A 24449-nucleotide genomic window follows, 5' to 3' on the forward strand; every position below is an offset into this window, starting at 1 on the left:
GACGAGCCGTGGGCCCACCTAGCTGCGGGCCACGGTCACTCCCCGTGCCTCCAGTTCGACCATGACGGGGTCGGGGTTGCCGTAGTGCTCGTCCATGCGCATGCGGGAGGTCATGGTGACCCGCTCGAGGGACGGCAGGTCGAGGAGGGGACGGGCGTCCTTGAGCTGGTGACTGAGGCCGAAGCGGATCTCGGTGAGTTCGTTGAGGCCGGACAGGGCACTGATGTCGACCAGCTCCGGCATGGACTGGATATCCAGGACCCGGAGCGGCTTGTGGTCGGCCAGGCGGGACAGGTCCGTCCAGTCCACGCCCTGGACGCGGAGCGTGATGAGTGAGCCGACGGGGATGTCTTCGACCAGCGGGCAGCCCGCCATGTGGAGCTTGCGCAGCGCGGGGCACTCCTCCAGGGCACGCAGCGAGGTCAGGGCGGCCACGCGGTAGAAGCCCACTTCGTCGAGTCGGGCGGCACCGGCCAGGCCGCTGACGTCCGTGAGCGCGGGGCAGTCCAGCACGGTCACCTCGGTGAGCGACGACAGGTTTCCGAGGTGGTCGAGGTCGGCGAGGGACGGGCAGCCCGAGAACTCCAGCTCGCGCAGTGCCGGCAGTCCGTCGAGGTGCCCGATGGTGCGCAGGTTGGGGCAGGACCGGATCTCCCACTCGGTCAGCTGCGGGTGGACACCGAGGCCGGTGAGGTCGACCAGGCCGTCGCACTCCATGAGGGTGAGCTCCCGCAACCCGGACAGCGCCGCGAAGGGCATGAGGTCACGCAGCAGCGGGGCGCCACGGACGTTGAGGCGTGCCAGGGACGGAAGGCGCGCGAGTTCGGAGTAGTCCACCAGGGCCGGGCAGCCGGAGACGTAAACGAACTCCAGGGATCGCAGGGGTCCGACGCCCGCCAGTGACGTGAGCTTCTCGCTGTCGGCCACGATCAGCCGGGTCAGGTTCGTCAACGCCGACACCCCGCGTAGGTCGCGCAGGGCAGGGCTGCCGGTGACCAGGAATCTCGTCAGCTGAGAATGGGCGCCGAGTCCGTCGACGGTCTCCAGCCGGGGGCAGTCGGCGAGGGTCAGCTCGGCCAGGTTCGGCACGGCGTCGATGCCGGTCAGATTGCGCAGCTGTCCGCAACTGCGCAGGTCCAGCGCGGTGAGCGCGGGCACACCGCGCAGGCCCCGCAGATCACGGATGCCGGTCCAGCCGAGGTCGAGATCGGCGAGCCGGGCCAGTCCGGCCAGGTGGCCGGCGTCCTTGAAGGCCCGGCAGCCGCGGAGCGTCAGGCGCTCCAGGAGCGGGAAGGCCGCGCCGAAACCGGCGGTGGAGTGGACCTTGGTCATGCTCAGGTCCAGCTCGCGCAGCCGCCCCAGGGTGAGCAGGGCGGTGGTGTCCGCGACGGCCCGGCACCGGTGCAGGTTGAGACGGGTCAGCTCGGTCAGAGTGCCGAGCGGGGTGAGGTCCTCGACTCCCGCGCAGCCGTTGAGGTCGAGGTCGGTCAGGCCGGTGAGCGCGCCCACCTCCGTGAGGTCGGTGATCTCCTTGCACTTGTCGATGTGGAGCCTGCGGAGCATGGTCAGGTGGCGTAAGCCGGGCAGCGAGGACATGCGCCGCAGTCGCAGTTCGCTCCGGCTCTCGCGGATGAGGGCCGGCGCCAGCAGGGCCGCGCAGAAGCCGTCTGGGTCGGCGACCTGGGGCCAGAGCCGGAGCAGCGGCTCCGAGGGGAATGCGGCGATCCTGCCGAACCGGGCGGCCAGTTCCAGTGCCGCGCCGTCGTCGGGGATCACCACCAGCTCGCGGACGGCCTTGCGGGCCCGGGCGGGCGAGGCGGTGTCCAACAGGCCGCGCAGTTCGTCGAGTTGGGCGGCGACGGCATCGTCGTTCGGAGTCATGCCAGGGAACTCTAGGGGTCGGGTCCGACACCGGCCCGACCCGAACGCCGGCCGCCCACCGGCCCCGATGTGGTGCTGGGCCAGGGTTGGGCCGGCGGCGCCCAAGCGGAGACGGTCGGCGCGGGGCTCCCGGTCGGCGTGGTGGCGCTCATGGTGCTCCTCCCGGGACGGAGTGGGTGGCGGCTCAGGCGTACAGGCGGGTCCCGTTGACGGCCACGCGGCGGCCGTGGCGGGTGTGCGGGAAGTAGTCCCACACCGCATGATGCTGCACGCTGCGGTTGTCCCAGCACACCAGGGTGCGCGGCTGCCAGTGGACCCGGCAGTGCAGCAGCGGCGTCCCGGCGATGTGCGTGTACAGCATGCCGAGCAGCGCGTCGCTCTCCGCGCGGGACAGCTGGGTGATGTGCGAGGTGTAGGGGGCGTTGACGAACAGCAGCTTCCGGCCGGTCTCCGGATGCCGGACGACGACGGGGTGTTCGGTGCGCGGCACGTCGTACTCGGGCGGCGGTGTCAGTCCGGCGGCGACCCAGGGCAGGGCCCCGTCGTGCAGCGCGGTCAGCCCGTCCAGGAACTCCCTCATCGACGGCGAGAGCAACTCGTAGGCCAGATGCATGTTGGCGAACAAGGTGTCACCGCCACCCCCTCCGGGGACCGTGGTCAGGTAGAGCATCGAACCGAGGGACGGCTCGACGTCCGCGGTGCCGTCGGCGTGCCAGCCGTTGCCGGCGACCTCCTTCGACTCCTTGGTCGCCTTGATCTCCAGGATGTACGGGTCGGATCCCTCGACCGGCAGCGCGACGGGGTGCAACTCGCCGAACACACCCGCGAACCTCTTGTGCTGCTCGGGGTCGATGTCCTGGTCGCGGAAGACCAGGACGTGGTGGGTCTGGAACGCGTGCTTCAGTTCCTTCTCCTGTTGGGGTGTCAGTTCCCGCGACAGGTCGAGCCCCGAGACCTCCGCGCCCAGGAGCGGGGAGACGGGGGTGACGGAGAGGGTGTCGTACGGCTCCGCGGGCCGGGTGGTCAGCCGCTCGACGGCCTGAAGTGCGTAGTCCTCCATGAGGGTCCTCCGTGGTTCGGTGGGGCGGGGGTGGTGTCGGCGAGGTCGTCCGCGAGGGCGGCGGCGATCTCATGGACGTGCGGCGGGGCTACGAGTTCGTAGTGGTTCGCGTCGACGCGGTGAACGCCGACGGGCCTGGGCAGATGGGCGTCCCACGCGTCGGGCGGGGTCGGCTCCGGTGCCAAGGGGGTCACGTCGTCAGCGGAGCGCTCGGCGAGCCACACGGTGGTGGGCGTCCGAGTGAGTCGCGGCAACCGGTGTTCGGTCATGGCCGCGAGGTTCGTACGGCAGCAGCGCGCGAGGCGTTCGGCGTAGGCGCGGCCGGACTCGGTCAGGCGGCCGGTGCCGTTGTCGAAGTCCTCGCCGTTGCCGCTCAGTTCGCGGGCGAAGACGGCGTCCACCTGCTGCTCGTCGTAGGCCGCGAGCCGTTCGCCGGCGCCGGGCGGGGGTGGGTCGAGGAGGTACAGGGCGTGCACGGGCCGCCCCTCCGTCTCCGCGAGGGCCGCCATGGACAGGGCCGTCCATGCCCCGAACGACCAACCGGCCAGGCGTAGTTGGTGGTCACGGTCGGGGAACGCGGTCCGGACGGCCTCCAGGTAGTGCGCGGCGCGGTCGGTGATCGACCGGGCGGGCAGCTGGGGGTCGCGCAGGGCCGGGTCGGCGATGAGGCAGACGGTGAGGTCGTCCGGGAGGGCCGACACCAATGGTCGGTAGGCCTGGATGTCGCCGCCGACGGGATGGACGAGGCAGAGGACGTCCCGGCCGGTGCCGCGCTGCCACACCTCCACGTCCACCTCCTCGCCCACCGACGAGGTCGGGCGGGTGGCGGCGGCGAGGTGGTCGAGGATCTCGGCGAGGGTGACGCGATGGCTCAGCCGGGACAGCTCGATGTCGACGCCGTAGCGACGTTTGACCTCCTCGATGACTTCCAGCAGGGTCAGCGAGTCGGCGCCGAGGTCGTACAGCGGCGCGGCGGGGTCGATGGCGTCGACCCCGAGCAGGTCGCACAGGATCTCGGCGAGGTTGGTGACGGGGTCGTCGGGCATGGCGGCGGGGTCGCTGTGGCCCGGGGTCATGTTCGGGGCGGGTGCCTGCACGGATACCGGTGTCTGTCCGTCCACCCGTTCCGGTGCCTGTGCCGGTTCGTAGAAGAAGCGGGCCTGGGGCAGAGGTGTGGTGTTGACCATCAGATGGGGCAATTGCAGGTGCAGAGCCTGCTCGAAGACCGCCGCGCCGTCCTCGGGGGTGAGCGCGACGGCCAAGTGCTGCTGGTGACGGGCATCGGCGCCGAGGGCGTGCTGTGCCATGCCGACCTCCCGCCAGGCGTCCCAACCGATGCTCATGCGGACGGTCGCGTCCAAGTCGCCCGCGCTCGGCGGTACGTACTGGGCGAAGGCATCCAGACAGGCGTTGGCCGCCGCATAGTCGAACTGGCCAACACCGCCGTACAGAGCGGCCATTGAGGAGCAATAGGCCGCATAGTCGGGGTGGTGCTCGGCGATCAACCGCTCGACGAGCAGCGCGCCGCGCAGTTTGGCCGCCGTGGCGTGGCGGGCGGTGGTGGGGTCCCGTCGGGCGAGCAGTCCACCGGCGGCTGTCCCCGCCGCGTGCACTATGCCGATGAGTTCGTCGAGGTGCGGGGCGAGGCGCGCCGCGATGGTGTGCGGGTCCTCCGTGGCGAGGTCGGCCGGGACGACGGTGACGCGGTCCGCGTGCGCCCGCAGGGCGGGCGGGGTGCTGTCTCCGCGAGCGAGCAGGACCACTCGGGTACCGGGCTGTTCGAGGAGGCGTGCCGCCAGGGTGGTGCCGATGCCGCCGGTTCCGCCGAGGATGAGATGGGTTCCGGGGGCGACCGGCGAGGTGGCGGCCACGGGTTCGAGTGCGGGCGCGGGGACCGGGTGCAGGGTGCGGTGCCACCAGAAGCCGGCGCGCAGAGCGACCGTCGATTCGGCGTGGCTGTCGTCGTGGAGCAGGTCGGGCAGGTGGTCAGCCCAGTCGGCCGGGTCGGGTCCCGGGAGGTCCAACCAGCCCATTCTTACGCCGAGTTCCTGGCGCGGGGTCTCGGTCGCCGCGGCGAGCAGTCCCGCTTCGGGCCTTCGAACAGCGCCGGTGACCGGCTGCGCCCGGTGGGACAGCAGCCATACGCGTGGCCGGTCCGCTTCCGGGAGGTCGGCCATGGTCCTGCCGAGGGCGGCAACCGTGTCGAGGCACGCCCACTGGGCGATCTCCAACGAACGCTCGTCAACACTGCCGTCCAACCCCAAGGGCAAGGCGTGCAGCCAGTCGATGCCGGGTTCGCCGCGATCACTCAGGCGGGCCAACAGTGCTGCGAGGTGTGCGGAGTTGGTGGGATCAACCTCGTACTGGTCGTCGTCGAGGCGGGTGAGGGTGTCGGAGGCACTGGTGGCCCGTGCGTTAACTCGGACCACGCGCGCGTAGTGCCGCTCCAGGAATCGCCATGCGCCAGGGGTCGTGTCCGGTGCGGTGACCAACACGGCGGTGCGGCACGACACTTGGGCACTTGTGTAGGTCCGGGCTCGGCGTAGCCGGGTCCACTGCGGCTGGTGCAACCACTCGGTGGCGGGCAGCCGTTCCGGCGACACGGGCGTGACGGCACGGGCAGCGCGGGCGAAGTCGTACTCGGCCGTGTCGAAGGCGGGCGGCGGGAAGTCCCAGGGCGGGCTCGCGGGGCCCTCGGGCCAGACGAAGGTGTGTCCGGCCGTCCAGCGCTCGGCGATCACCTGCGCGTCATGTCCCGCCTCTGTCGGTCGAGTTGATGGGGAGGGTGCCGCTGTCGAGATGAGCGAACGAAGCCATGCCACGGCCGACGCGGCGTCGGTGCAGACCGCCGCCGCCCGGTGGGCGAGTGCGGGGCGTCCGGCCTGGAGGTGGCGCAGTACCTGCGGATACGCCTCGGGGTGTGCGCTCAGGTAGTCGGCGATACGACGGCCATCCGCGCGTACGGCCGCCTCGGAACCGCCGGACAGGAGCAGGCAGGGCACAGGTTCGGGCGCTGTCTGCCCGGTCGGCGCGGTGAACGCCGTTGGCGCGGCGTCGAGTTGCTCAAGCAGCAGATGTGCGTTGGTCCCGCCGATGCCGAAACTGCTGACGGCGGCCACCCGCGGAACGCCCTGCCGCCAAGGCTCCGCCGCCACCGGTACCCGGAACGGCCCGTCCTCGATCTCAGGGTTGAGACGGTCGAAGTCCGCCGTGGGCGGGACGATCCCGTGATGAACGGCGAGCACGGCCCGCACCATGCCGACGACGCCTGCTGCGGCACCGAGGTGTCCTATCTGGCTCTTCACGGAGGACAACGCCACGCGGGCGTCGTCGGCCAGGCCGTACGCCTGGCGCAGGGCGGCCGCCTCCACCGGGTCCCCGAGGCGGGTGCCGGTGCCGTGGGCCTCCACGTAGCCGAGGTCGGCGCCGGTACGGCCGCTGCGGTGCAGGGCGGTGCGGATCGCGGCGCGTTGCCCGGCCAGGGCGGGCGCGCTGTAACTGAGCTTGTCCGAGCCGTCGTTGTTGATGCCGGAGCCGGTGATGACGGCGTAGACGGTGTCCCCGTCCCGACGGGCGGCGGCGAGGGTCTTCAGAACGACCACGCCCGTGCCGCTGGCTCCGACGGTGCCGGCGGCGTCCGTACTGAAGGGCCGGCAGTGGCCGTCCGGGGAGAAGATGTGCTGCGGCCGGTAGGTGTAGCCGTCGGTCAGGTCGGGGTCGACGAGGACGCCACCGACGAGCATCACGTCCGCGTCGCCCTGCCGGAGCATCCCGGCGGCGATGTGCACGCCGACCAGCGAGCTGGAGCACGCCGACTGCACGGTGAAGGCGGGGCCGGTCAGGCCCAGGTGGTAGGCGGCCTTGGTGGCCAGGAAGTCCTTCTCGTGGTGCAGCGCCAGGCGGAAGGTGTCGGGGAGTTCGGTCTGGTCGGCCTCGCGCAGCATGCGTTGGAAGTAGGTGTTCTCCCCGCAGGAAGCCACGAGTCCGACGCGGTGGGCCGCCGGTGCGCCGATGCCGGCATGGGCGAGTGCCTCGACGCAGTTCATCAGGAGCTGCCGCTGCTGGGGGTCCATCAGCCGGGCTTCGTGCGGGCTGATCGTGAAGCGACCCGGATCGAAGTCCAGCAGCCCCGCCATCTGGCTGCGGGCACCGACCCGGCCGTCGGTCGTCGGGAAGTGCTCGATGCCTCGGCGGCCGGAGACGACCAGGTCCCAGAAGGCGGCCAGGTCGGGCGCTCCTGGTAGCCGTACGGCCATCCCGATGACGGCGACGAGTTCCTCGCCCCGCTCCCCCACCGGGCCGCCGGTACCCACCGACGCCGGCTCAGGGGTGGCCGCGCCCCGCCGGTCCAGGAGGCGTGCCAGGGCTCGGAGGCTGACATGCTCGAACAACTCCGGCACGGTGAAGGCGAGATCGTCCTCACCCGCACACCGGAGCTGAAAGCGCATCAGGTCCAGACTCGTCGCGCCCCCGTCGAAGAACCGCTGCTCCACGGCGATCGCCTTGCCGGTCACCGTCTCGAACAGCGCGGCCAGCCGTCCCTCGAGCGGCGACAGGACGGAGGCGGCCGCACGGGCCGAACTCAACTCGCGGCCAGGGGCGGTGAGCGCCGACTGCCGATCCAACTTGCCGCTCGGCGTGCGCGGCAGCTCCACCAGACGACGGAAACGACCGATGCGTATGTACGCCGGCAACTGACCGGCCAGATGGTCTGCCAGCTCCGCGAGATCGGGGTCGTCGCCCCGACACTGCAGGCACGCCACCAGCCGACCGTCCGCCACGAGAGCGACCGCGTTGCTCACGCCGGGGAACTGGAGCAGTGCGGCCTCGACCTGCTCCAACTCCAGCCGGTGTCCGCCGAGTTTGACCTGGGCGTCCTCTCGTCCCGCGTAGTGCAACAGTCCGTCGGCATCGAAGCGCGCGAGGTCGCCGGTGCGGTAGAAGAGGCCGACGTCGGGATCGTCGGTGAAGCGGTCGCGGTGCGGCGCGTCGGGGCCGAGGTAGCAGCGGTTGGCCATGAGACCGCCGATGAGCAACTTGCCGGTGACGCCAGGCGGGACAGGATGGCCGCCCTCGTCGACGACGCGCAGGACGGCGTTCGCCACCGGTCGTCCGATCGCCGGGCGCAGCGGCCAGGCAGCCGGGTCGCCGTCGAGACGCAGGCCGCTGGCGACGTGGGTCTCGGTGGGGCCGTAGTGGTTGAACAGCCGGGCGTCCGACAGCCCTGCGAACCACCGCCTGATCACGTCGGTGCACACCAACTGCTCGCCCGCCGTGACGACTTCACGCAGCTGGGACGGGAAGCGTCCAGTGCGCACCCCGTGCTCGGCGAGCAATTGCAGGGCGACGTACGGCAGGAAAATCCGCTCCGCTCCCCCGGTCTCCAACTCCCGCAAGAGTGCCGGGACATCGTGCCGCCAGGCTGGTCGCACCAAGCGCAGCAGACCGCCGGAACACAGGGTGGTGAAGACCTCCTGGAAGGAGACGTCGAAGGACAACATGGAGAACTGCTGCGTGACGGCGGGCCCGCGCAGGCCGCCGTCGGTGCGCTGCCAGGTCAGCAGGTTGCACAGGGTCCGGTCGGGTACTTGGACGCCCTTGGGAGTTCCGGTGGAGCCGGACGTGAACAGGGTGTAGAGCGGGCGTAGCCCCTGGTGGGTGGGCGATTCCGGCGGTGCGGTCGTGGGGGCGGTGGCGAGTGCGAGGGCGTGCCGTGGCAGGGACAGGGGCGCGATCGCAGCGAGGACGTTTTCGTCCTCGGGTGCCAGGAGCACGCACAGGGGGTCGGCCTGGTCGAGCACCTGTCGCAGGAGGGGCGGCGGGTAGGCGGGGTCGAGCGGGACGACCGTGAGGTTGAGGCGGGCGGCCGCCAGGAGCGCCACGATGTGTTCGACGGAGGGGTGGAGGTAGAGCGCCACGGCCGCCGGCGCGGCGGGATCGGCCGGGATGCGGAGGCGGGTGCGCAGGGTCCCGGCCAACTCGGCTGCCTGGGCGTCGAGTTCGGCGTAGGTGAGGGTCGACTCGCCGATGGTGACGGCCGGGGCATGCGGCGTGCGCGCCACTTGTCGGGCGAAACCGTCGGCGACGGTGGTGAAGTCCGGTGTCCGCTGGGGGCCTCGGCCCTGGTCGGGCAGAGAGCGGCGGTAGGAGGCGACCAGTTCGTGCGGGGTGAGGTCGCTGGCGCGAGTGTCGCCGGTGTCGCCGGTCAGGTGGTCCAAGGCCTGGCGGAAGAGGCGGGCGGCGGCTTTGGCGCGCTCGGCCCCGATGTCGTCGCGGTACTCCCACAGACAGTCGAAGCCGTCCTCGTGCTCGACCACCGACAGCGTGAGGGCGCACTTGGCGCCCAACGGCTCGGGCCACACCGGTCGTATCTCACAGCCGTCCAGACGGAGCGCCGAGAAGTCGGTGTTCTCAAGGACGAAGAGGTAGTCGAACAAAGGCGTCCGCTCGCGGAAGGCGGGGTCCGCGAGGACGTCGGCGAGGGCTACCTCCTGGTCCCGCAGCACGGCGGACACCGCGTCGGAGTGGGCCACGAGCTGGGCGTCCAGTGAGCGGTGCGGCTCCAGCGGCAGGTCCAGGAGCACGGTGTTGGCGAACATGCCGACCGTGTCCGCGAATTCGGGGCGGGGTCGGTTCGCCACCGGCGTGGCGACCAACGGGAGGCTCTGCCCGGTCACGCCGTACACGCTCGTCGCGAAGGCGGACACCAGCAACTGGAACCTTGTCAGGCCCAGTTGGGCGGCGCGCCGGTCCAGCGCCCCACGGCGGACCAGGTCGAGCGAGGTCCGCAGCAGCCGGGCCTGCGGCACGGCCGCCGTGTCGGGAGCCGGCAGGGCGGGTGACGGTTCGCCGTCGCGGCCGTAGTGGGAGCGCAGCCGCGCGCGACGGTCCTCGTAGGCGGCGCTCGTGTGCCAGGTGCGCTGCCAACGGGCGAACTCCAAGGGAGTGACGATGGAAGTCCGTTGGGCTCCACCGCCGGTGTAGGCGTCCGTGAGGTCGCGGAGGAGGAGGTTGAGCGACCAGCCGTCCACGGAGACGTGGTGCAGGTGCAGCAGGAGCAGTCCGCCATCGGCCTCTGCCACCCAGGCGACCCGCAGCATCCGGGCGTCCGCGAGATCGAAACGGTGGCCGAAGAACCGGTCGGCGGTGTCCTGCCACTCCTCCCCGGGCAGGGCTTCGAGTCGTTGCCACGGGTCGTAGGGGTCGGCGGTCTGCTGGACCAGTCCGTGCGGGGTGGGCACCAGCCGGGTCCGCAGGGCCACGTGCCGTTCCACCAGGGTGCGCACCGCTCGACGCAGGGCCGCGGTGTCGACGCGACCCTGGATGCGGAAGGCGAGCGGTACGTCGTAGGAACGGTCTTCGGGCTGTCGCTGATGCAGCAGCCAGAGGCGTTCCTGCTCGCTGGTGGCCGGTGCGCTCGACTCGCTCACGGGACCGGGTACGGGTACGGGTGGGTGCTCTCCCGCGGCTGTGTCCGGTGCGTGCACGGCGTCCGCGAGCGCGGCGAAGTCGGCTGTCAGGACCAGGTCTTGGGGCAGGTCGACCCCGAAGCGGCTGAGGATCTCGAAGCGGAAACGCAGCGCCTTGAGCGAGTCCCCGCCGCTTTCCGCCCAACGGTCACCCGGACGCAGGCCGTTGACGGCGAGTATGTCCTCGGCGATCTCCAACACCCGCCGCTGCTCGTCACTGACGGGTGCGTCGGTGTCCCGCGTGCCGCGCCACGGGGTCCGGGCATCGCGCAACAAGGCGGCCTGATCGACCTTCCCGTTGGCGTTGCGCGGCAGTTCGGCGACGAGGTGAGTGTGGTGGGGGCGCATGTAGGAGGGCAGAGTGGCGGCAAGGTGACGGTCGTAGGCCTCGTAGGAGAGGTCATCGCCCAGGGAAGCGTCACCCGGGGCATCTTCTCCCAGGACGAGGAAGGCGAGCAGTTCGCCCCGGCCGGCGTCGTCGCGACGGGCACACACATAGGCCTGGCGAACGGCGGGCTGCGCCAGGATCTGCCGCTCCACCTCGCCGGGTTCGATCCGGAAGCCGCGCACCTTGACCTGGCGGTCCGCCCGGCCGACGTAGCTGATCCGGCCTTGGGCGTCTTGGCGTACGAGGTCGCCGGTCCGGTACCAACGCCGTTCCGCGTCTGTCGTGCTGGGCAGTCGGACGAAGCTGCGGGCGGTCTGCTCGGGGAGGTTGCGGTAGCCACGGCCCAACGCCGGTCCGGACAGGAGCAGTTCGGCCACCTCGCCCGGCTCGGCGGTGCGGTCGTCCTCGGTGCGCAGCAGGATGCCGGTGCCCGGCAGTGGGGTGCCGATGGGGATCGTGTCGCCGTCGAAGTCCCGTGGGATGGGGTGACACAGGGCGAAGGTCGTGGCCTCCGTCGGTCCGTACACGTTGTGGAGGACGGTACGGGAGCTGGGATTGGCCGCGTACCAGCGGCGGATGATCCGTGCGTTGAGTTGTTCACCGCCGACGAGTACCTGCTCGGTGGCGGCGAAGCAGTCCGGCACCTGCTCGACGACCGCGTTGAACAGGGCCACCGTGATGAACAGCGTGTCGACGCGGCGCTCGGCGAGCACTCCCGACAGCCGGTGCGGGCTCTGCACCTGGGTGTCGCCGAGTACGACGCAGACACCACCGGTGAGGAGCGGTACCCACACCTCGAAACTGAGGGCGTCGAAGGCGGGGTTGGACAGGCAGGCGTAGCGAGCGCCGGGCCGTATGTCGATGTAGCCGGGCCGGGCCAGCCGCAGCACTCCTTCGTCGGTGACCTCGACGCCTTTGGGACGTCCCGTGCTGCCGGAGGTGTAGAAGACGAAACCCGTGGCCGTGTCGCCGGGATGCCCAGGTGACACGGCGGGCAGCCTGGGCTCGTCGGCCGGCTCGGCATCGGGGCTCAGGAGCAGGTCGGCGTCTAACACCGACACGCACGGAGCCAGTTGGGTCACGAACCCGCTGTCCTGGACGACGGCGACGGCGCCCGAGTCGTCCAGGATGTGTCGCTGCCGGTCGGGCGGGCTGAGCCGGTCGAGGGGTACGACGGTGGCTCCGGCACGGCGGATGCCGAGCATGACGCAGACCAGTTGCCACGAGCGGGGCAGGCACACGGCGACCGCGTGCCCGGGGCGCACTCCCTGGGCCCGGAGCTGCGTGGCCACTCGGCCGCTGGCCCCTTCGAGATCCGCGTAGTCGAGGACGCGGTTGCCGTCCTCGACGGCGACGGCGGACGGGGTACGGCGGGCCTGGTCCAGTACGGCGTCGGCGAGGGACGAGGACTTCGCGGCGGCCGGAGTGGCGGGGCGGCGCCCCGACGAGGAGTGGTCGTCGGTGGGTCGGAGGCCCATCACGCCTCCCGTATCGGCAGCGCCAACTGAGCGAAATGATGGGCCAGTTCGGCACTCAACACCGCACCGACCTGAGACGCGCCGACGCCCTCCAGGATCTCCCAGTGGTCGCACGCCATCGTCTCGACGCGGTAGTCACCCTCCGCGCGCCGCCGCCAGAACTCGCGGACCTCGGCGTGGAAGGGGGTGTCGACACCGCCCGGTACTCCCTCTGCGAGAACCAGACGCGCTGGAGAGGCCGCCGGGAGGTGTTCGCGGGCGGTGAGCCGGTTGTGGTTGTAGAGGTGGTAGTAGCGGTCGACCTGGGCGTCGTCGATGCCGGGATACATCCCGTTGAAGCGCACGAGTTTGTCGCGGAACTCGGCCTCGTCGACGGCGCCGATCTCTTCGCGGGCGGACGCGTCGTCGGTGGCCTGGGTGTCGAGGAGGACGACGCTGACGGCACGGTGTCCGGCGCGGGCCAGAATGCGTCCCATCTCATGCGCGACGAGACCGCCGTAGGACAGACCGGTCAGGACCAGCGGGGCCTCGTACAGGGGCGTCCCGTCCACCGGTGTCCCGTCCGGCCTTGCCTCGACGGGGAGTTCGAGGAGCCGCAGGTACGCCTCGGCCATGGCCTCCACGGTGGGCAGGAGGTCCTCGCCGGGGTTCACTCCCGGGGACTGGATGCCGTACAACCCGACCTGCTCGGGCAGGAGTTCGGCCAGGGGCAGATAGCAGAACGCGGTGCCTCCGGCGGGGTGTACGCAGACCACGCGCGGGCCCGTGCCCGAGCGGAACTCGATGAGGCTGCCCGGGGCGCGGGATGTGTCGTCCTCGCGCAGCAGCTCGGCCAGCGACTCGATGGTGGGCCGCGTCATCACCTCGGCCACCGGGAGCCTGCGGCCGAACGTCTCGGTGACGGCGTGGGCCATCTTGATGGCCGACAGTGAAGTCCCGCCGATCTCGAAGAAGTTGTCGCTGACGCCGATGTCGGGGTGGAGCAGGATCCGCTGCCAGATCCGGTACAGGCCGTGTTCGACATGGTCGCGCGGACTGGCCGTGTTGACCTGGTCGGACGTCGACTCCTGGGCCAGGCGCAGCAGTTCGGGCCGGTCGAGCTTGCCGCTGCGGTTGAGCGGGAGGGCGTCGAGGTCGAGGAAGACGGCGGGGATCATGTAGTCGGGCAGCCGGCGGGCGAGAGCCGCACGCCAGTCGTGGGCGGTGCGCGTCGGCGCGGTGCCACGGCCGATGCCGGCGACCAGGCGGGGCTGGCCGGCCGCGTCGCGGTCGACGACGACCGCGGCTTCGCGGACACCGGGCAGGGTCATGAGCGCCGCCTCGACCTCCGCGGGCTCGATCCGGAACCCGCGGAGTTTCACCTGGTCGTCGGCGCGCCCCAGGTAGTGGGCCGCACCGTCCGGCAGCCGCCGGGCGAGGTCTCCGGTGCGGTAGATCCGCTCGCCGGGCACGAACGGGTCGGGCAGGAACCGTTCCTTGGTGAGGTCGGGCCGACCCAGATAGCCGCGGGCCAGGGATGCTCCACCGAGGTACACCTCCCCCACCACGCCGGGCGGGACGGGCTCCATGCGGCTGTCGAGCAGGTACATACGGGTGCCGGGCAGCGGGCGGCCGATGGGGCAGGGCCGCTCCAGCGGGCGGGGGTCGTAGTAGGCGGTGCTGTAGAGGGTCGCCTCGGTGGGTCCGTAGCCGAAACAGACTCGCAGGCCCGGGAGTTGCTGGGTCATGCGATGCAGCGCGGCTTCGGTGAGCGACTCGACTCCGGTGAGCAGCTTGCGCAGTTGAAGGCCATGTATGCGCGGCGCGGGATCCTCGTCGATCCACTTGACGTAGGCGGGCGGCAGGAACGCCTGGGTCACCGCGTGGTCGCGCATCCACGCCATCAAGGCTTCGGGGTCGCCGCGCAACTCCTCGGGGACGATGTGCAGTTCGCCGCCGGTGGACAAGGGCAACAGCAGTTCGTGGATCGAGGCGTCGAATCCGATGCTGGACCAGGCGGAGCCGACCTCGCCGGGTTCCGTGCCCATGCGGGCGTGCCAGGTGGCGAAGAGGCTCAGGACACTGCGGTGTTCCACCGCCACGCCCTTGGGCCGTCCTGTCGATCCGGAGGTGAAGATCACGTAGGCGAGCCGGTCGGGCGCGTGGCCGACGCCTGCCGGCGGGCCCGACTGGCCTACGCCTTCTGCTTCTACGCCAGTCAGGTCGAGCCATCCCCCGCCGCGCTCCGCGCTGTCGTGGTCGCTCAGTACGAGAGGGCAGGCGGCGTCCTCGACCATGCCCGCGAGGCGTTCCAGGGGCTGGCCCGGGTCGAGCGGGAGATAGGCGGCGCCCGCCTTGAGGATGCCGAGGATGCCGACGGCCAGGTCGCAGGAGCGTTTGGCGTGGAGGCCGACGACGTCGCCGGGGCGGACGGACCGGGCGACGAGGGCGTGCGCGAGGTGGTTGGCGCGGCGGTCGAGTGTCGCGTAGTCCAGCGAGCGGTCCCGGTCGACGACCGCGGTGTGCGCGGGGCGCTCGCGCACCTGGGTCTCGAAGAGTTCGACGAGTCCGGACGCCGTGCGCAGTGCGGCCTCCGTCGGGTCGGACCGGTGAGCGGCGCCGCCCAGGTCGGCCGGGGCTTCGGCGACCTGCGTGGCGTCACCGTCGAGCAGCACCTGTCGGCGTTCCTGCGGCTCCATCAACTCCAGTGCGCGGATGCCCCGTTCGGGGTGATGGGCCATGTCGGTGAGCAGGTGTCGCAGATGGTCGGCCCAGCGCTGGGCGGTGGCATGGTCGAGGAGCGCCGTCGCGTAGTCCAGGTAGCCGGTGATGCGGCCGCCGGACTCGGTCGCCGACACGGCGAGGTCGAACTTGGCCGGGGCGTGGGCGATGGGCAGCGGCTCGGCCTCGACTCCGGGCAGATGCAGCAGGTCCCGTCGTTCGGGCACCCAGGCCAGCATGGTCTGGAACAGCGGTGTGCGGGAGGCGCTGCGTGGCGGGTTGACCAGTTCGACGATGCGCTCGAAGGGCAGGTCCTGGTGGGCGAGTGCCTCACGTACGACGGCGCGGGTACGGGCGAGCGCCTCGGAGACGGTGAGGGAGCCGGACAGATCGATGCGCAAGGGCAGGGAGTTGACGAGGAAGCCGATGATGCCTGCCGCTCCCGGTCCGCGCCGGTTCGCGAACGGGCTGCCGACAACGATGTCGTCCTGCCCGGACAGACGTGACAGCAAAATCGCCCAGCCGGTCAGGACGGCCACGAAGGAGGTGGCACCGTGCCGTCTGGCCAGACCGCGGAGCCCGGCGGTGACCTCGGCGTCCAGACCGAACTCGACCCGCCCGCCCTCGTATTGCTGTTCCGCCGGGCGTGGACGGTCGGTGGGCAGTTCCAGGACCGGTGGCGCGTCCTGGAGCGCGCGCCGCCAGTAGTCCTCCTGGGCGACGAGCCCACCGTCGAGGACGGCTCGCTGCTGGGCGCTCGCATGGTCGGCGAACTGCACCTCCAGCGGAGGCAGGGGGCTCGGGGCGTCCACCGAGAACGCCTGGTAGAGCTGCCCGAGTTCGTCCATCATCACGTTCATCGAGACACCGTCATAGATGCTGTGATGGAACGTCAGCAGGAGTACGTGCCGCTCGGGCCCCACGGCGAGAAGGCGGCCTCGCCCGAGGGGGCCGGCCTCTAGGTCGAACGGCTTCTGCTCCTCGTCGAGTTGGCGGTCCGCCACGCCCGCGTCGGGGTTCGCGGTGTCGGTGAGGTCCTCGAAGGTCAGGGCGAAGCCCGCACCCGGCGGATCGATGTGCTGACGTACCTCCCCCTCTCCATCCACCAGCCGTGTCCGCAGCACCTCATGACGATCCGTCACCGCATCGAAGGCGCGTGCCAGCAGGTCACGGTCGAGTGGACCGGCCAGGGAGAAGGCGATCGTCTCGTTGTACGCGGCGTTCGCGCCCGGCAGTTGGGCCAGGAACCACAGTCGTTGCTGGGCGAAGGATGCGGGCCGGACACAGGTCGCCCGTTCGGCACCGGCCGCGGCCGGATCGGCGGACGCGTGTGGAGTAGGAACAGCGGGGACAGGGTGGGGTGTGCTCTGCACCGGCAGTACCTGGCCTTCCCTGGGTGCGGGACTGGGTGTCAGCGGCCGGGACGGGCGCGTGCCGTCACCGCGGGGCGATTCCACAGGGTTGGGTGGCGGAAAGCGGCCCGGCGATTCGACAATTCGTTTCCCGAAACCTCCGGCCAATTACTTGGTCACACCATTTTCTTGCTCACTCGGATTTCTTTCCGGCCCCCGTGACACAGTCGTAAGCATCGATCACGGGCTCAGGACATGTCAACACTTGACATTCCGGAGATCCCCATGGAGGTGTTGCACCCAAAAGGGGACCCATGGAGAGTCAGCCCGCTGCCGTGTTGTAGTTGACAATTCGCTCCACCATGAGCGCGACCGCGCCGGGAAGTGGACTGTCCGCCCCTTTGCTCACCACTTCGGGCAGCCGGTGCGCCTCCTCCTCGGCGACCGCCACCATGCCCCAGAACGCGTTGAAGGCCGAGGGATCCGTCGGCTTGTCGGTGGCCGCCTCGACTCTCGCGACCCCCTCCCCCTCGACCACGGCCAGCGCTCCCATCTGCCGCAACGTATCCGGATCCCGTTCCTCGGCGGCCACCACGCTCCAGCCCGACACCCCTGTCTGTCGCACCGCGGCGAGCAGACTGCCCGAACTGCCCGCGCCGGAGACAACGATGTCAGGAAGGACGAGGGCGACCGGCCCCTGCGTCATCGGCAGGGCAACCCGGATCGCACCGTCGAGATCCGGTTCAAATGACTGGTCTTGGTGGACAAAGACCATTTGAAAGATTTCGGTGTAGCGCACGAGATAACTCACGGTGTCCATTTTGTGCGTCCCGAATACGACGACCACACGCACGTTGAGTCCGCTTTTGGCCAGTTCGACAACAGCCTCCAGACTGCGGTCCAGCACAGTGACTCCGGGAGCCAGACAGTGCAGTTCCTTCGAGTAGGGCGCCCTGAAGCGTGTTCCGAATCCGGCGCAGGGCAATATGATCGAAACGTCAGGAACGGGCACAGTCGAACTCCGCATTGCGTGGCCCTCAGCTTGTGTCGACGATCGGGAACCGGCGCTGTCCGGTGTCGTCCTGCCTCCAACTCCGTTGCGACGACGCCCACTTGATCGTGCCCCTGGACAGCGCGACGTATGCTGCCCGATTGAGACGACAGATCGAAAGAGGGCGCCGAATGCGGGTGTTGTTGTCCACCTACGGAACGCGTGGCGATGTCGAACCGCTGGTGGCACTCGCGGTGCGGCTCCAGGAGCTCGGCGTGGAGGTGCGGATGTGCGCCCCGCCGGACGAGGAGTTCGCTCAGCGCCTGGCAGGCCTCGGCATGGAACTGGTGCCGGTCGGGCCGCCGGTACGGGAGTTGATGCGCGGGACGACTCTGCCGTCGGCGGCGGAACTGGCCCGGTACCGGACCGAGATGGTCACCACGCAGTTCGACGTCTTCCCGGGGGCGGCCGACGGATGTGACGCGCTGGTGGCGGCCGGCCTGGCGCAGATCGCCGCGCGGTCCGTGGCCGAGGCCGCGGGTATCCAGTACGTGTACGCGAGCTACTCGGCGGTCAACCTGCCGTCGCCGTACCACGCGCCGCCGCCGCGGCCGGGCTGGCCGGAGCCGGAGGCGACGGACAACCGGACGCTGTGGGAGCTGGACGCCCGGAACGTGAACGCGCAGTTCGCCGAGCCGCTCAACGACCACCGGGCATCGCTCGGTCTGCCGGCGGTGGACAACGTCCGCGACCACGTCTACAGCGACCGGCCCTGGCTGGCGGCGGACCCGGTCCTGGGACCGTGGCGGGAGACCCCGGGCCTCGAGGTGATCCAGACGGGCGCGTGGAGCCTGCCGGACGAACGCCCGCTCCCGGCCGAGTTGGAGACGTTCCTGGACGCAGGCGAACCGCCGGTCTACGTGGGCTTCGGCAGCATGCGCCCGGCGCCGGACATCGCCCGCAGGGCCGTCGAGGCGATCCGCGGACAAGGCCGTCGCGTGCTCGTCTCCCGCGGCTGGGCGGACCTGGACCTGGCCGACGACCGCGACGACTGCTTCACCATCGGTGAGGTCAGCCACCAAAGCCTGTTCGGCAGGGTGGCCGCCGTGGTGCATCACGGCGGCGCGGGTACGACGCTGACGGCCGCCCGGGCGGGAGCGCCGCAGGTGGTGGTACCTCTCCGCCTCGCGGACAACCCGTACTGGGCCGGCCAGGTGGCGGACCTGGACATCGGCGCGGCACTCGACGGTCCGACGCTGACCGACGAGTCGCTGAACGTCGCGGTCAAGACGGCCCTGGCGCCTGAGACCCGGGCGCGTGCCAAGTCCCTGAGCGGCAAGCTCCGTACCGACGGAGCGGCGGTGGCCGCGAGCCGGCTGCACGATGCCCTGGTCCGGAAGAGCTGATCACCTCGCGACCGACGCGCTGGCCCTGCTGCTAGCGTTCGGGCGCATGGACGACGGCGTGTATGTGGGCAACGCGGGCAAGGACGCCGCGCTGGACCGGGGTTGGTTGCTCGGTCACTTCAAGGAGCAGGGCGATCCTCGCCACAGCGACGCCCTGGAGGTCAAATGGGGCGTCCACCCACGCGGCGAACAGCGAGCGCAGTGGGTGAAGGGCGAAGTGCGTACCGCTCTCCTCGTCCTCGTCACAGGTCGCTTCCGGATGGAGTTCCCCGGCCGCAGCGTGCTGCTGGAGGAACAGGGCGACTATGTCGTCTGGGGCCGGGGAGTTGACCACTCCTGGGTCGCGGAGGAGGAGTCGGTGGTACTCACCGTGCGATGGCCGTCCGTCCCGGGATACGCCGTACCGCACGACGAAGTGCCGACGGGTTCGTAAAGCCGAATGAACGGCCCTACTGCCGATCAGCCGAGCAGGGCCAAGAGCGGTGCCGCCGGCAGCGGGTGCCGCGTATCGCCGTCCGGACCCGTGGTCGTGGTGGCCATGAGCAGCGAGTTGAGCACCGACTCCTCCACCGCGTCGAGTACGGCGGTGAAGAGCGGGTCGAGCCGGTCGTCGGGCACCACGGCGGGCCCGGCAGGCGTGCCCAAGGGGCGGGTCCCCAGGGCGAGTCCGTAGTCCCCGCTGCCATGGCCGTACCCGGCGCCGACCCTGGCCAGCCCGTAGACGGCCCTGCGCGCCAGTCGGGTCAACTGCCGTGCGTCCAGCGGCGCGTCGGTGGCGACCACGACCATGCACGACCCCACCTCGGGGCCGGCCTCCACCACCGGAACACCCACATCGGCGGGGGTGAGCGTCCGGCCCCGCACCCTCAACGTGCCGCCGAAGTTGGCCTGCACGAGCACCCCGAGCGTCACGTCTGTCCCCGTCAGGGACACGTGCCGCGACGACGTACCGATACCGGCCTTGAACCCGAGGGCCGTCAGCCCGGTGCCCCCGCCGACACATCCCTCGGCCACAGGCCCGCCCGACGCGGATTCGAGCGCGGCACGGACATGCTCCTCACGGACAGGACGCGACCGGATGTCGGACAACAACCCGTCGTTGCACTCCCCCACCACCGGATTCAGACTCCGTACGCCCGCTCCCTCAGGCTGCTCCAACAGCCAGCCCACCAGGGCATCCGCCACACGGAACGCGGACAAGGTCGAGGTGAGCAGCACCGGCGTTTCCAGCGCGCCGAGTTCGGCGATCTGCGTGGCGCCGATCAGCTTGCCGTAGCCGTTGCCCGCGAACACCCCGGCCGGCATTGGACGGCCCGGTCCCACCCCGTCCGGCACGATCGCGGTCACACCGCTGTGCACCCGCGGCGGACGGACCAGCGTGGTGTGCCCGACACGGATACCGGGCACGTCCGTGAGGGCGTTGTGCTCACCGGTGGGACCGTCCCCGATGACGAGGCCGAGGTCTCGGGCTCTGCGTGGGGCAGAGGGTGGGGGTGGCGGGGCATCTGGGACGGGTGCGCGCATGTCCGGAGATTATCGACGCCGGCGGCGTGGTTACGTCTGTCCCTCGCGCCCGTCCTGCCGTGATGTCTATGGATGTCCCCCGCCCCCACACACGTCCCGCCGTGACGACTACGGGCGCCCCCCACAGACGGACCACACCTCCTCAAGAAGCGTGGGGTACTCCGAGCCGTAGGTGGCCACCGCCGCGAACACGGCGTCGAGGGCGGCCTGGAGCGGATCCGCTTCGCCGGCGCCGGTCACGGCGGGGAGCGCCATGTGCGGTTGCGACACCGGTACCGAAGGATCCGGGGTGCCGACTGTGAGATGTGCGCTGAGCGACACGTGCCGCGTCTGCTGGCCTTGAGCCACATATGCTCTGGCCGCCAGAGGTCCCGTCATCGGGTGCTGCCCGGGCGCCACTTGCGGTTCCGGGGCGGGCTGGGCTCCAGGCTTGACCGGCGGGCGGAAGACCGGCCGCTGAGGTGGGACGGCCCTGGTGACCGTCCGGTCCGGAACGCGCGGGTCGTCGATGAGCGTCCGCCACATGCGGGACTCGTCGTCGAAGGGGGGCGGCAGCGGCTCCCTCCGCGCCAACGCCGTCAGGGCGGACGCGATCCACTCGAGGTCGGCGAGGCCGGCGGCCGTGCAGGCGCGCCGGGCCGCCAACAGGGCGATCGTGCGCTGGGTTTCGGGTTCTGCGGCGTCGATGGCGTGCACGAGGGCAGCGTCGTAGCGCAGCAGACCGCGGATGTTGCCACCGACAGCTCGCAGCGCGGGGCTGGGGAGTTGATCGCCCCAGATCCATCGTTCGTAGGCGAGTCGGCGCGCACGTTCGGCCTGCTCCTCGGCGAGGCGGGCAGCGCGTTCGGCCTCCGCCCGTTCGGCAGGGGTGGGCGGGGGCGGTTGGCTTCGGGCGTAGTCGTGCCAGTAGGCGGCGATCGCCGCGGTCTGCCGGATCACTCGGTCCGGTGCGGGCGGGGCCGGCCAGAACTGCAACAGATAGCGGTCGACGTGGGGTTCGTCGGCCATGCGCGTGTCCACGTCCCGGGCCCGGTCCATGCCCAGAGTGCAGTAGCGCACGCGGTAGTCGTTCTCCTCCAGGCCGAGGTCCCAGGTTCCCCCTCCGGCCCACTCGTTGAGGACCGTCCGGTGCGACAACGGGTGGAAGGCAACCTCCACGACGTCTTCCCACACATCGTCCAACAGAGGCTCCGCGGCGTGCACTTCGACGGTGAACCCGACGTGCCCGGTGTGCAGACCCGTCGTCAGCCAGAGCGTGCCGGGAATCGCCGCGCCGCACAGCCCACCGCTCTGCCCCGCGAACGCCTCGTCCAGGCCGGGCCCGAGACTGTCCGGGTCGCTCTCGACGTAGAGCTGCGAGTGGTGGACATACACCTCGCCGTCGACCGGAGTACGCACCATCGAAGTCATGCGAACAGCGTAGGGAGCACCACTGACAATGCCCGTCCCCAACGGGACTTCGCGGGCGCTCCCTAGGAGCCGGTACGGGCCGACTTGGCCAACTCCACCTGCAGAGCCGTCACTTGCATGTCCAGTGCGAACTCGAAGCGTTCGTCGAAGGTGCCGGACGTGACATGGCCGGAAGCCTTCCGCAGGGCCGGAAACTCCTCGCCGTCGAAGTCGAGCACGGGGTCGGGCGCGGTCGTGGTCGTTGTCGTGGGCACCGTCGCGTCGGCGGACTGAGCCTGCTGCTCCTGTGTGATGCCCAGGATCAGGTAGGACACGGTCCAGGTTGCCCAGGACGCTGTTCGCGGTGGGAAACCCGCGTCCAGGAGCGTCTGGATCACCGTGTCGGCCAACCGGTACGTATTGGTCTCCGTCGTCGCGATCCCCGAGACCAGGCGCGCGCCGTCGCGATGGGCCAGGAGGGCTTTGCGGTACCAGCGGGCAAGGGCACGGAACCGGTCCTCCCACTGAGCGGGGAGAGCGGCCAGGTCCAGTCCCGCGAGGACGGCGTCAGACATGAGCACGAGCAGCCGCTGCTTGTTCTCCGCGTGCCAGCGGACGGTGTTGTGCTGCACGCCCAGCCTGTCCGCGACGGCGCGCATGGTGACCTTCTCCAGGCCCTGCTCGTCGAGCACGTCGAGTGCCGCGTCGACGACCGCTGCGCGGCTGATGCCCATGCACGCCTACCTTCACGACTGCGACTTGCGTCACGACCCTCTTGTCCAGCGGCCAATATAGCGCCGCCGCACCGCCTCCATACCCGCCGCCATTCCGCCGCCGCACCACCTCCGTACCGCCGCCATACCGGCCCTGAGCAGGCCTCACTCGCCCCAATTGTCCATTGGACAAGAGATCCGTATTGTTCAGTGGACAAGAGAGATAGGAGTCGGTCGTGTTCCTGGATGCCGAGTTTCTTCCCGTGTACGAGTCGCTGCCCGAGAACAACGTGTTCGCCGATGTGCAGGGAACCCGCATCGCGCTCAGCGCGGCCAGCGGCGACGGCAGGTCCGACGACGAGGTGAACGTCGAGGACCGCGCGATCCCGGTGGACGGGCACACGCTGAGCCTGCGGCTCTACACACCCGCGAACAGGAGCACCGCTCCCCTGCCGGTGGCGGTCTGGATCCACGGAGGCGGGTTCGTGATCGGCGGGCCCAACGCCGAGGACGCCACGTGCCGACGGCTGGCCGCGGAGTTGGGTATCGCCCTCGTCGCCCCCGACTACCGGCTCGCCCCGGAGAATCCGTACCCCGCCGCGTTCGACGACTGCTACGCCACACTGCGCTGGGTGGTCGACGAGGCGGAGGCCCTGGGTTTCGACGTCTCGCGCGTGGCGCTGGGCGGACACTCCGCCGGAGCCGCTCTCTCGGCGGCCGTGGCGCTCGCCGCACGCGACCGCAAGGGTCCGCACATCAGGTACCTCTACCTGGGATACCCGGTCCTCGACGACCGACTGGAGACCGAGTCGGCCCGCACCATCACTGATCCCAAGCTCTTCAACCGGCAGGGAGCGGCGGCCGGTTGGGAGCTCTACCTCCAGGAGAACGACCCGGAAGCCGGCTATGCCGTACCGGCCCGCGCGAAGGATCTGCGGAACCTGCCGCCGACGTACATCATGGTCACGGCCATCGATCCGGCACGGGACGAAGCGCTGGAGTTCGCCTCCCGGCTCAGCGCGGCCGGCACCTCCGTCGAGCTCCACCTCGTGCCCGGACTGCCGCACATGTTCGACGTCCTGGCCCCCTCGGCGCGGGCGAGCCGCCAAGCCGTGGAGGCCTGGACGACGGCCTTCGCCCACGGCATCGGAGCCTCGGAGCGCCAGGGATAGCTAGGGATAGCTGAGGAGAACGGCCCGCCCGCCGTCAGCGATCGGCGAGCGCCCTGATCTCCGCCGCGATCAGCTTCGGGTCCTCCTCCGCCATGAAGTGCCCGCAGGAGACGGTGCGGTGGTGCAGGTCCGGTGCCCAGGCCCGCCACAGTCCCGCCGCGTCGTAGCCCAGGGCGGCGCCCCAGTCCTGCTGAAGGACGGTGACGGGCATGGTGAGTTGGTTGTCGGCCGCACGGTCGGCGGTGTCGTGGTCCACGTCGACGCCCGCGGAGGCGCGGTAGTCGGCGACGATCGACGGTACGGCCGCGGCGCACGCGTCGAGGTAGTGGCGACGGACGTCGGCGGGCACGGCGGCCGGGTCGCTCACCCAGGCGTCCAGGAAGTGCCCGAAGAAAGCGTCGGCGGAGGCCTCGATCATCTGCTCGGGCAGGCCGGGGGCCTGGGCCATCAGGTAGAGGTGGAAGCCGACGGCCGCGGAGGCGCCGTGCAGGGCGTCCCACATGTCCAGCGTCGGCAGGACGTCCAGGAAGATCGCGCGGGACACGGTTCGCGGGTGGTCCAGCGCGGCCCGGAAGGCGACGAGGGCGCCGCGGTCGTGGCCCGCCAGGGCGAACCGGTCGTGCCCGAGCCGCGCCGCCAGCCGTACGACGTCCCGGGCCATCGTGCGCTTGGAGTAGACGTCGGGTCCGGTCTCGGCGGGCTTGTCGCTGGCGCCGTATCCGCGCAGGTCCGGGCAGATGACCGTGTGGTCCGCCGCCAGGTCGGCGGCAACATGCCGCCACATGAGGTGGGTCTGCGGGAAGCCGTGCAGCAGCACGACCGGACTGCCGGTGCCGCCGACGGCGGCGTGCAGGGCGACGCCGTCGTCGACCGGGACGCGGTGGACGTCGAAACCGGGGATGCTCAGGGGTGTCACAGCAGCTCCA

The 24449-nt window shown here is 70.7% G+C and carries 12 protein-coding genes; 3 read left to right on the plus strand and 9 right to left on the minus strand.

What is annotated here, in order from left to right; all coding sequences use genetic code 11:
- Positions 1-18: 18 nt before the first annotated feature.
- The 5 genes from ACWD5F_RS06975 to ACWD5F_RS06995 form a co-directional block, all read right to left on the minus strand.
- Complete coding sequence (locus ACWD5F_RS06975) at positions 19-1881, minus strand: leucine-rich repeat domain-containing protein (RefSeq protein ID WP_451251847.1); 1863 nt, start codon at positions 1879-1881, stop codon at positions 19-21.
- Positions 1882-2065: 184 nt separating this feature from the next.
- Positions 2066-2941 carry a TauD/TfdA dioxygenase family protein gene (locus tag ACWD5F_RS06980; RefSeq protein WP_451251849.1) on the minus strand — a complete coding sequence of 292 codons (876 nt, stop codon included), beginning with the start codon at positions 2939-2941 and terminating at the stop codon, positions 2066-2068.
- The gene (locus tag ACWD5F_RS06985; RefSeq protein WP_451251851.1) at positions 2905-12276 is read right to left on the minus strand and encodes an amino acid adenylation domain-containing protein; all 9372 of its coding nucleotides are present in this window, start codon (positions 12274-12276) and stop codon (positions 2905-2907) included. The genes ACWD5F_RS06980 and ACWD5F_RS06985 overlap by 37 nt, the downstream gene beginning before the upstream one ends.
- Positions 12276-16349, minus strand: coding sequence for a non-ribosomal peptide synthetase (locus ACWD5F_RS06990; protein WP_451251853.1), 4074 nt, complete (start codon positions 16347-16349; stop codon positions 12276-12278). Before ACWD5F_RS06990 ends, ACWD5F_RS06985 begins: the two co-directional genes overlap by 1 nt.
- 301 nt (positions 16350-16650) lie before the next feature.
- On the minus strand, positions 16651-17235 hold the full coding sequence (locus ACWD5F_RS06995) for a hypothetical protein (RefSeq protein WP_451251855.1): 585 nt from the start codon (positions 17233-17235) through the stop codon (positions 16651-16653).
- Positions 17236-17510: 275 nt separating this feature from the next.
- Between ACWD5F_RS06995 and ACWD5F_RS07000 the strand changes: the two genes are divergently transcribed.
- Positions 17511-18725, plus strand: a complete 1215-nt coding sequence (locus tag ACWD5F_RS07000) for a glycosyltransferase (protein WP_451251857.1) — start codon at positions 17511-17513, stop codon at positions 18723-18725.
- Positions 18726-18771: 46 nt separating this feature from the next.
- Positions 18772-19158: a signal peptidase I gene (locus tag ACWD5F_RS07005; protein WP_451251859.1), complete on the plus strand. Its 387-nt coding sequence runs from the start codon at positions 18772-18774 to the stop codon at positions 19156-19158.
- Positions 19159-19184: 26 nt separating this feature from the next.
- Here ACWD5F_RS07005 and ACWD5F_RS07010 read toward each other — a convergent pair whose 3' ends face one another.
- The 3 genes from ACWD5F_RS07010 to ACWD5F_RS07020 all read right to left on the minus strand — a co-directional run bounded on the left by ACWD5F_RS07010 (position 19185) and on the right by ACWD5F_RS07020 (position 22372).
- Entirely contained in the window at positions 19185-20249 is a 1065-nt protein-coding gene (locus ACWD5F_RS07010) for a P1 family peptidase (protein ID WP_451251861.1), read from the minus strand.
- Between the two features lie 108 nt (positions 20250-20357).
- Positions 20358-21659: a hypothetical protein gene (locus ACWD5F_RS07015; RefSeq protein ID WP_451251863.1), complete on the minus strand. Its 1302-nt coding sequence runs from the start codon at positions 21657-21659 to the stop codon at positions 20358-20360.
- A 62-nt stretch (positions 21660-21721) separates the two neighbouring features.
- Positions 21722-22372: a TetR/AcrR family transcriptional regulator C-terminal domain-containing protein gene (locus ACWD5F_RS07020; RefSeq protein ID WP_451251865.1), complete on the minus strand. Its 651-nt coding sequence runs from the start codon at positions 22370-22372 to the stop codon at positions 21722-21724.
- Positions 22373-22587: 215 nt separating this feature from the next.
- Here ACWD5F_RS07020 and ACWD5F_RS07025 point away from each other — a divergent pair, with 215 nt between their 5' ends.
- Entirely contained in the window at positions 22588-23523 is a 936-nt protein-coding gene (locus tag ACWD5F_RS07025; RefSeq protein ID WP_451251867.1) for an alpha/beta hydrolase, read from the plus strand.
- Positions 23524-23557: 34 nt separating this feature from the next.
- Here ACWD5F_RS07025 and ACWD5F_RS07030 read toward each other — a convergent pair whose 3' ends face one another.
- Entirely contained in the window at positions 23558-24439 is an 882-nt protein-coding gene (locus ACWD5F_RS07030) for an alpha/beta fold hydrolase (protein WP_451251869.1), read from the minus strand.
- Positions 24440-24449 lie beyond the last annotated feature (10 nt).

This window comes from Streptomyces sp. NPDC002499, from assembly GCF_053595415.1.

Coding starts and splice junctions, on each gene's coding strand:
- ACWD5F_RS06975 (WP_451251847.1), bottom strand. CDS start 1,881: ATGACTCCGAACGACGATGCCGTCGCCGCCCAACTCGACGAACTGCGC.
- ACWD5F_RS06980 (WP_451251849.1), bottom strand. CDS start 2,941: ATGGAGGACTACGCACTTCAGGCCGTCGAGCGGCTGACCACCCGGCCC.
- ACWD5F_RS06985 (WP_451251851.1), bottom strand. CDS start 12,276: ATGGGCCTCCGACCCACCGACGACCACTCCTCGTCGGGGCGCCGCCCC.
- ACWD5F_RS07000 (WP_451251857.1), top strand. CDS start 17,511: ATGCGGGTGTTGTTGTCCACCTACGGAACGCGTGGCGATGTCGAACCG.
- ACWD5F_RS07005 (WP_451251859.1), top strand. CDS start 18,772: ATGGACGACGGCGTGTATGTGGGCAACGCGGGCAAGGACGCCGCGCTG.
- ACWD5F_RS07010 (WP_451251861.1), bottom strand. CDS start 20,249: ATGCGCGCACCCGTCCCAGATGCCCCGCCACCCCCACCCTCTGCCCCA.
- ACWD5F_RS07015 (WP_451251863.1), bottom strand. CDS start 21,659: ATGACTTCGATGGTGCGTACTCCGGTCGACGGCGAGGTGTATGTCCAC.
- ACWD5F_RS07020 (WP_451251865.1), bottom strand. CDS start 22,372: ATGGGCATCAGCCGCGCAGCGGTCGTCGACGCGGCACTCGACGTGCTC.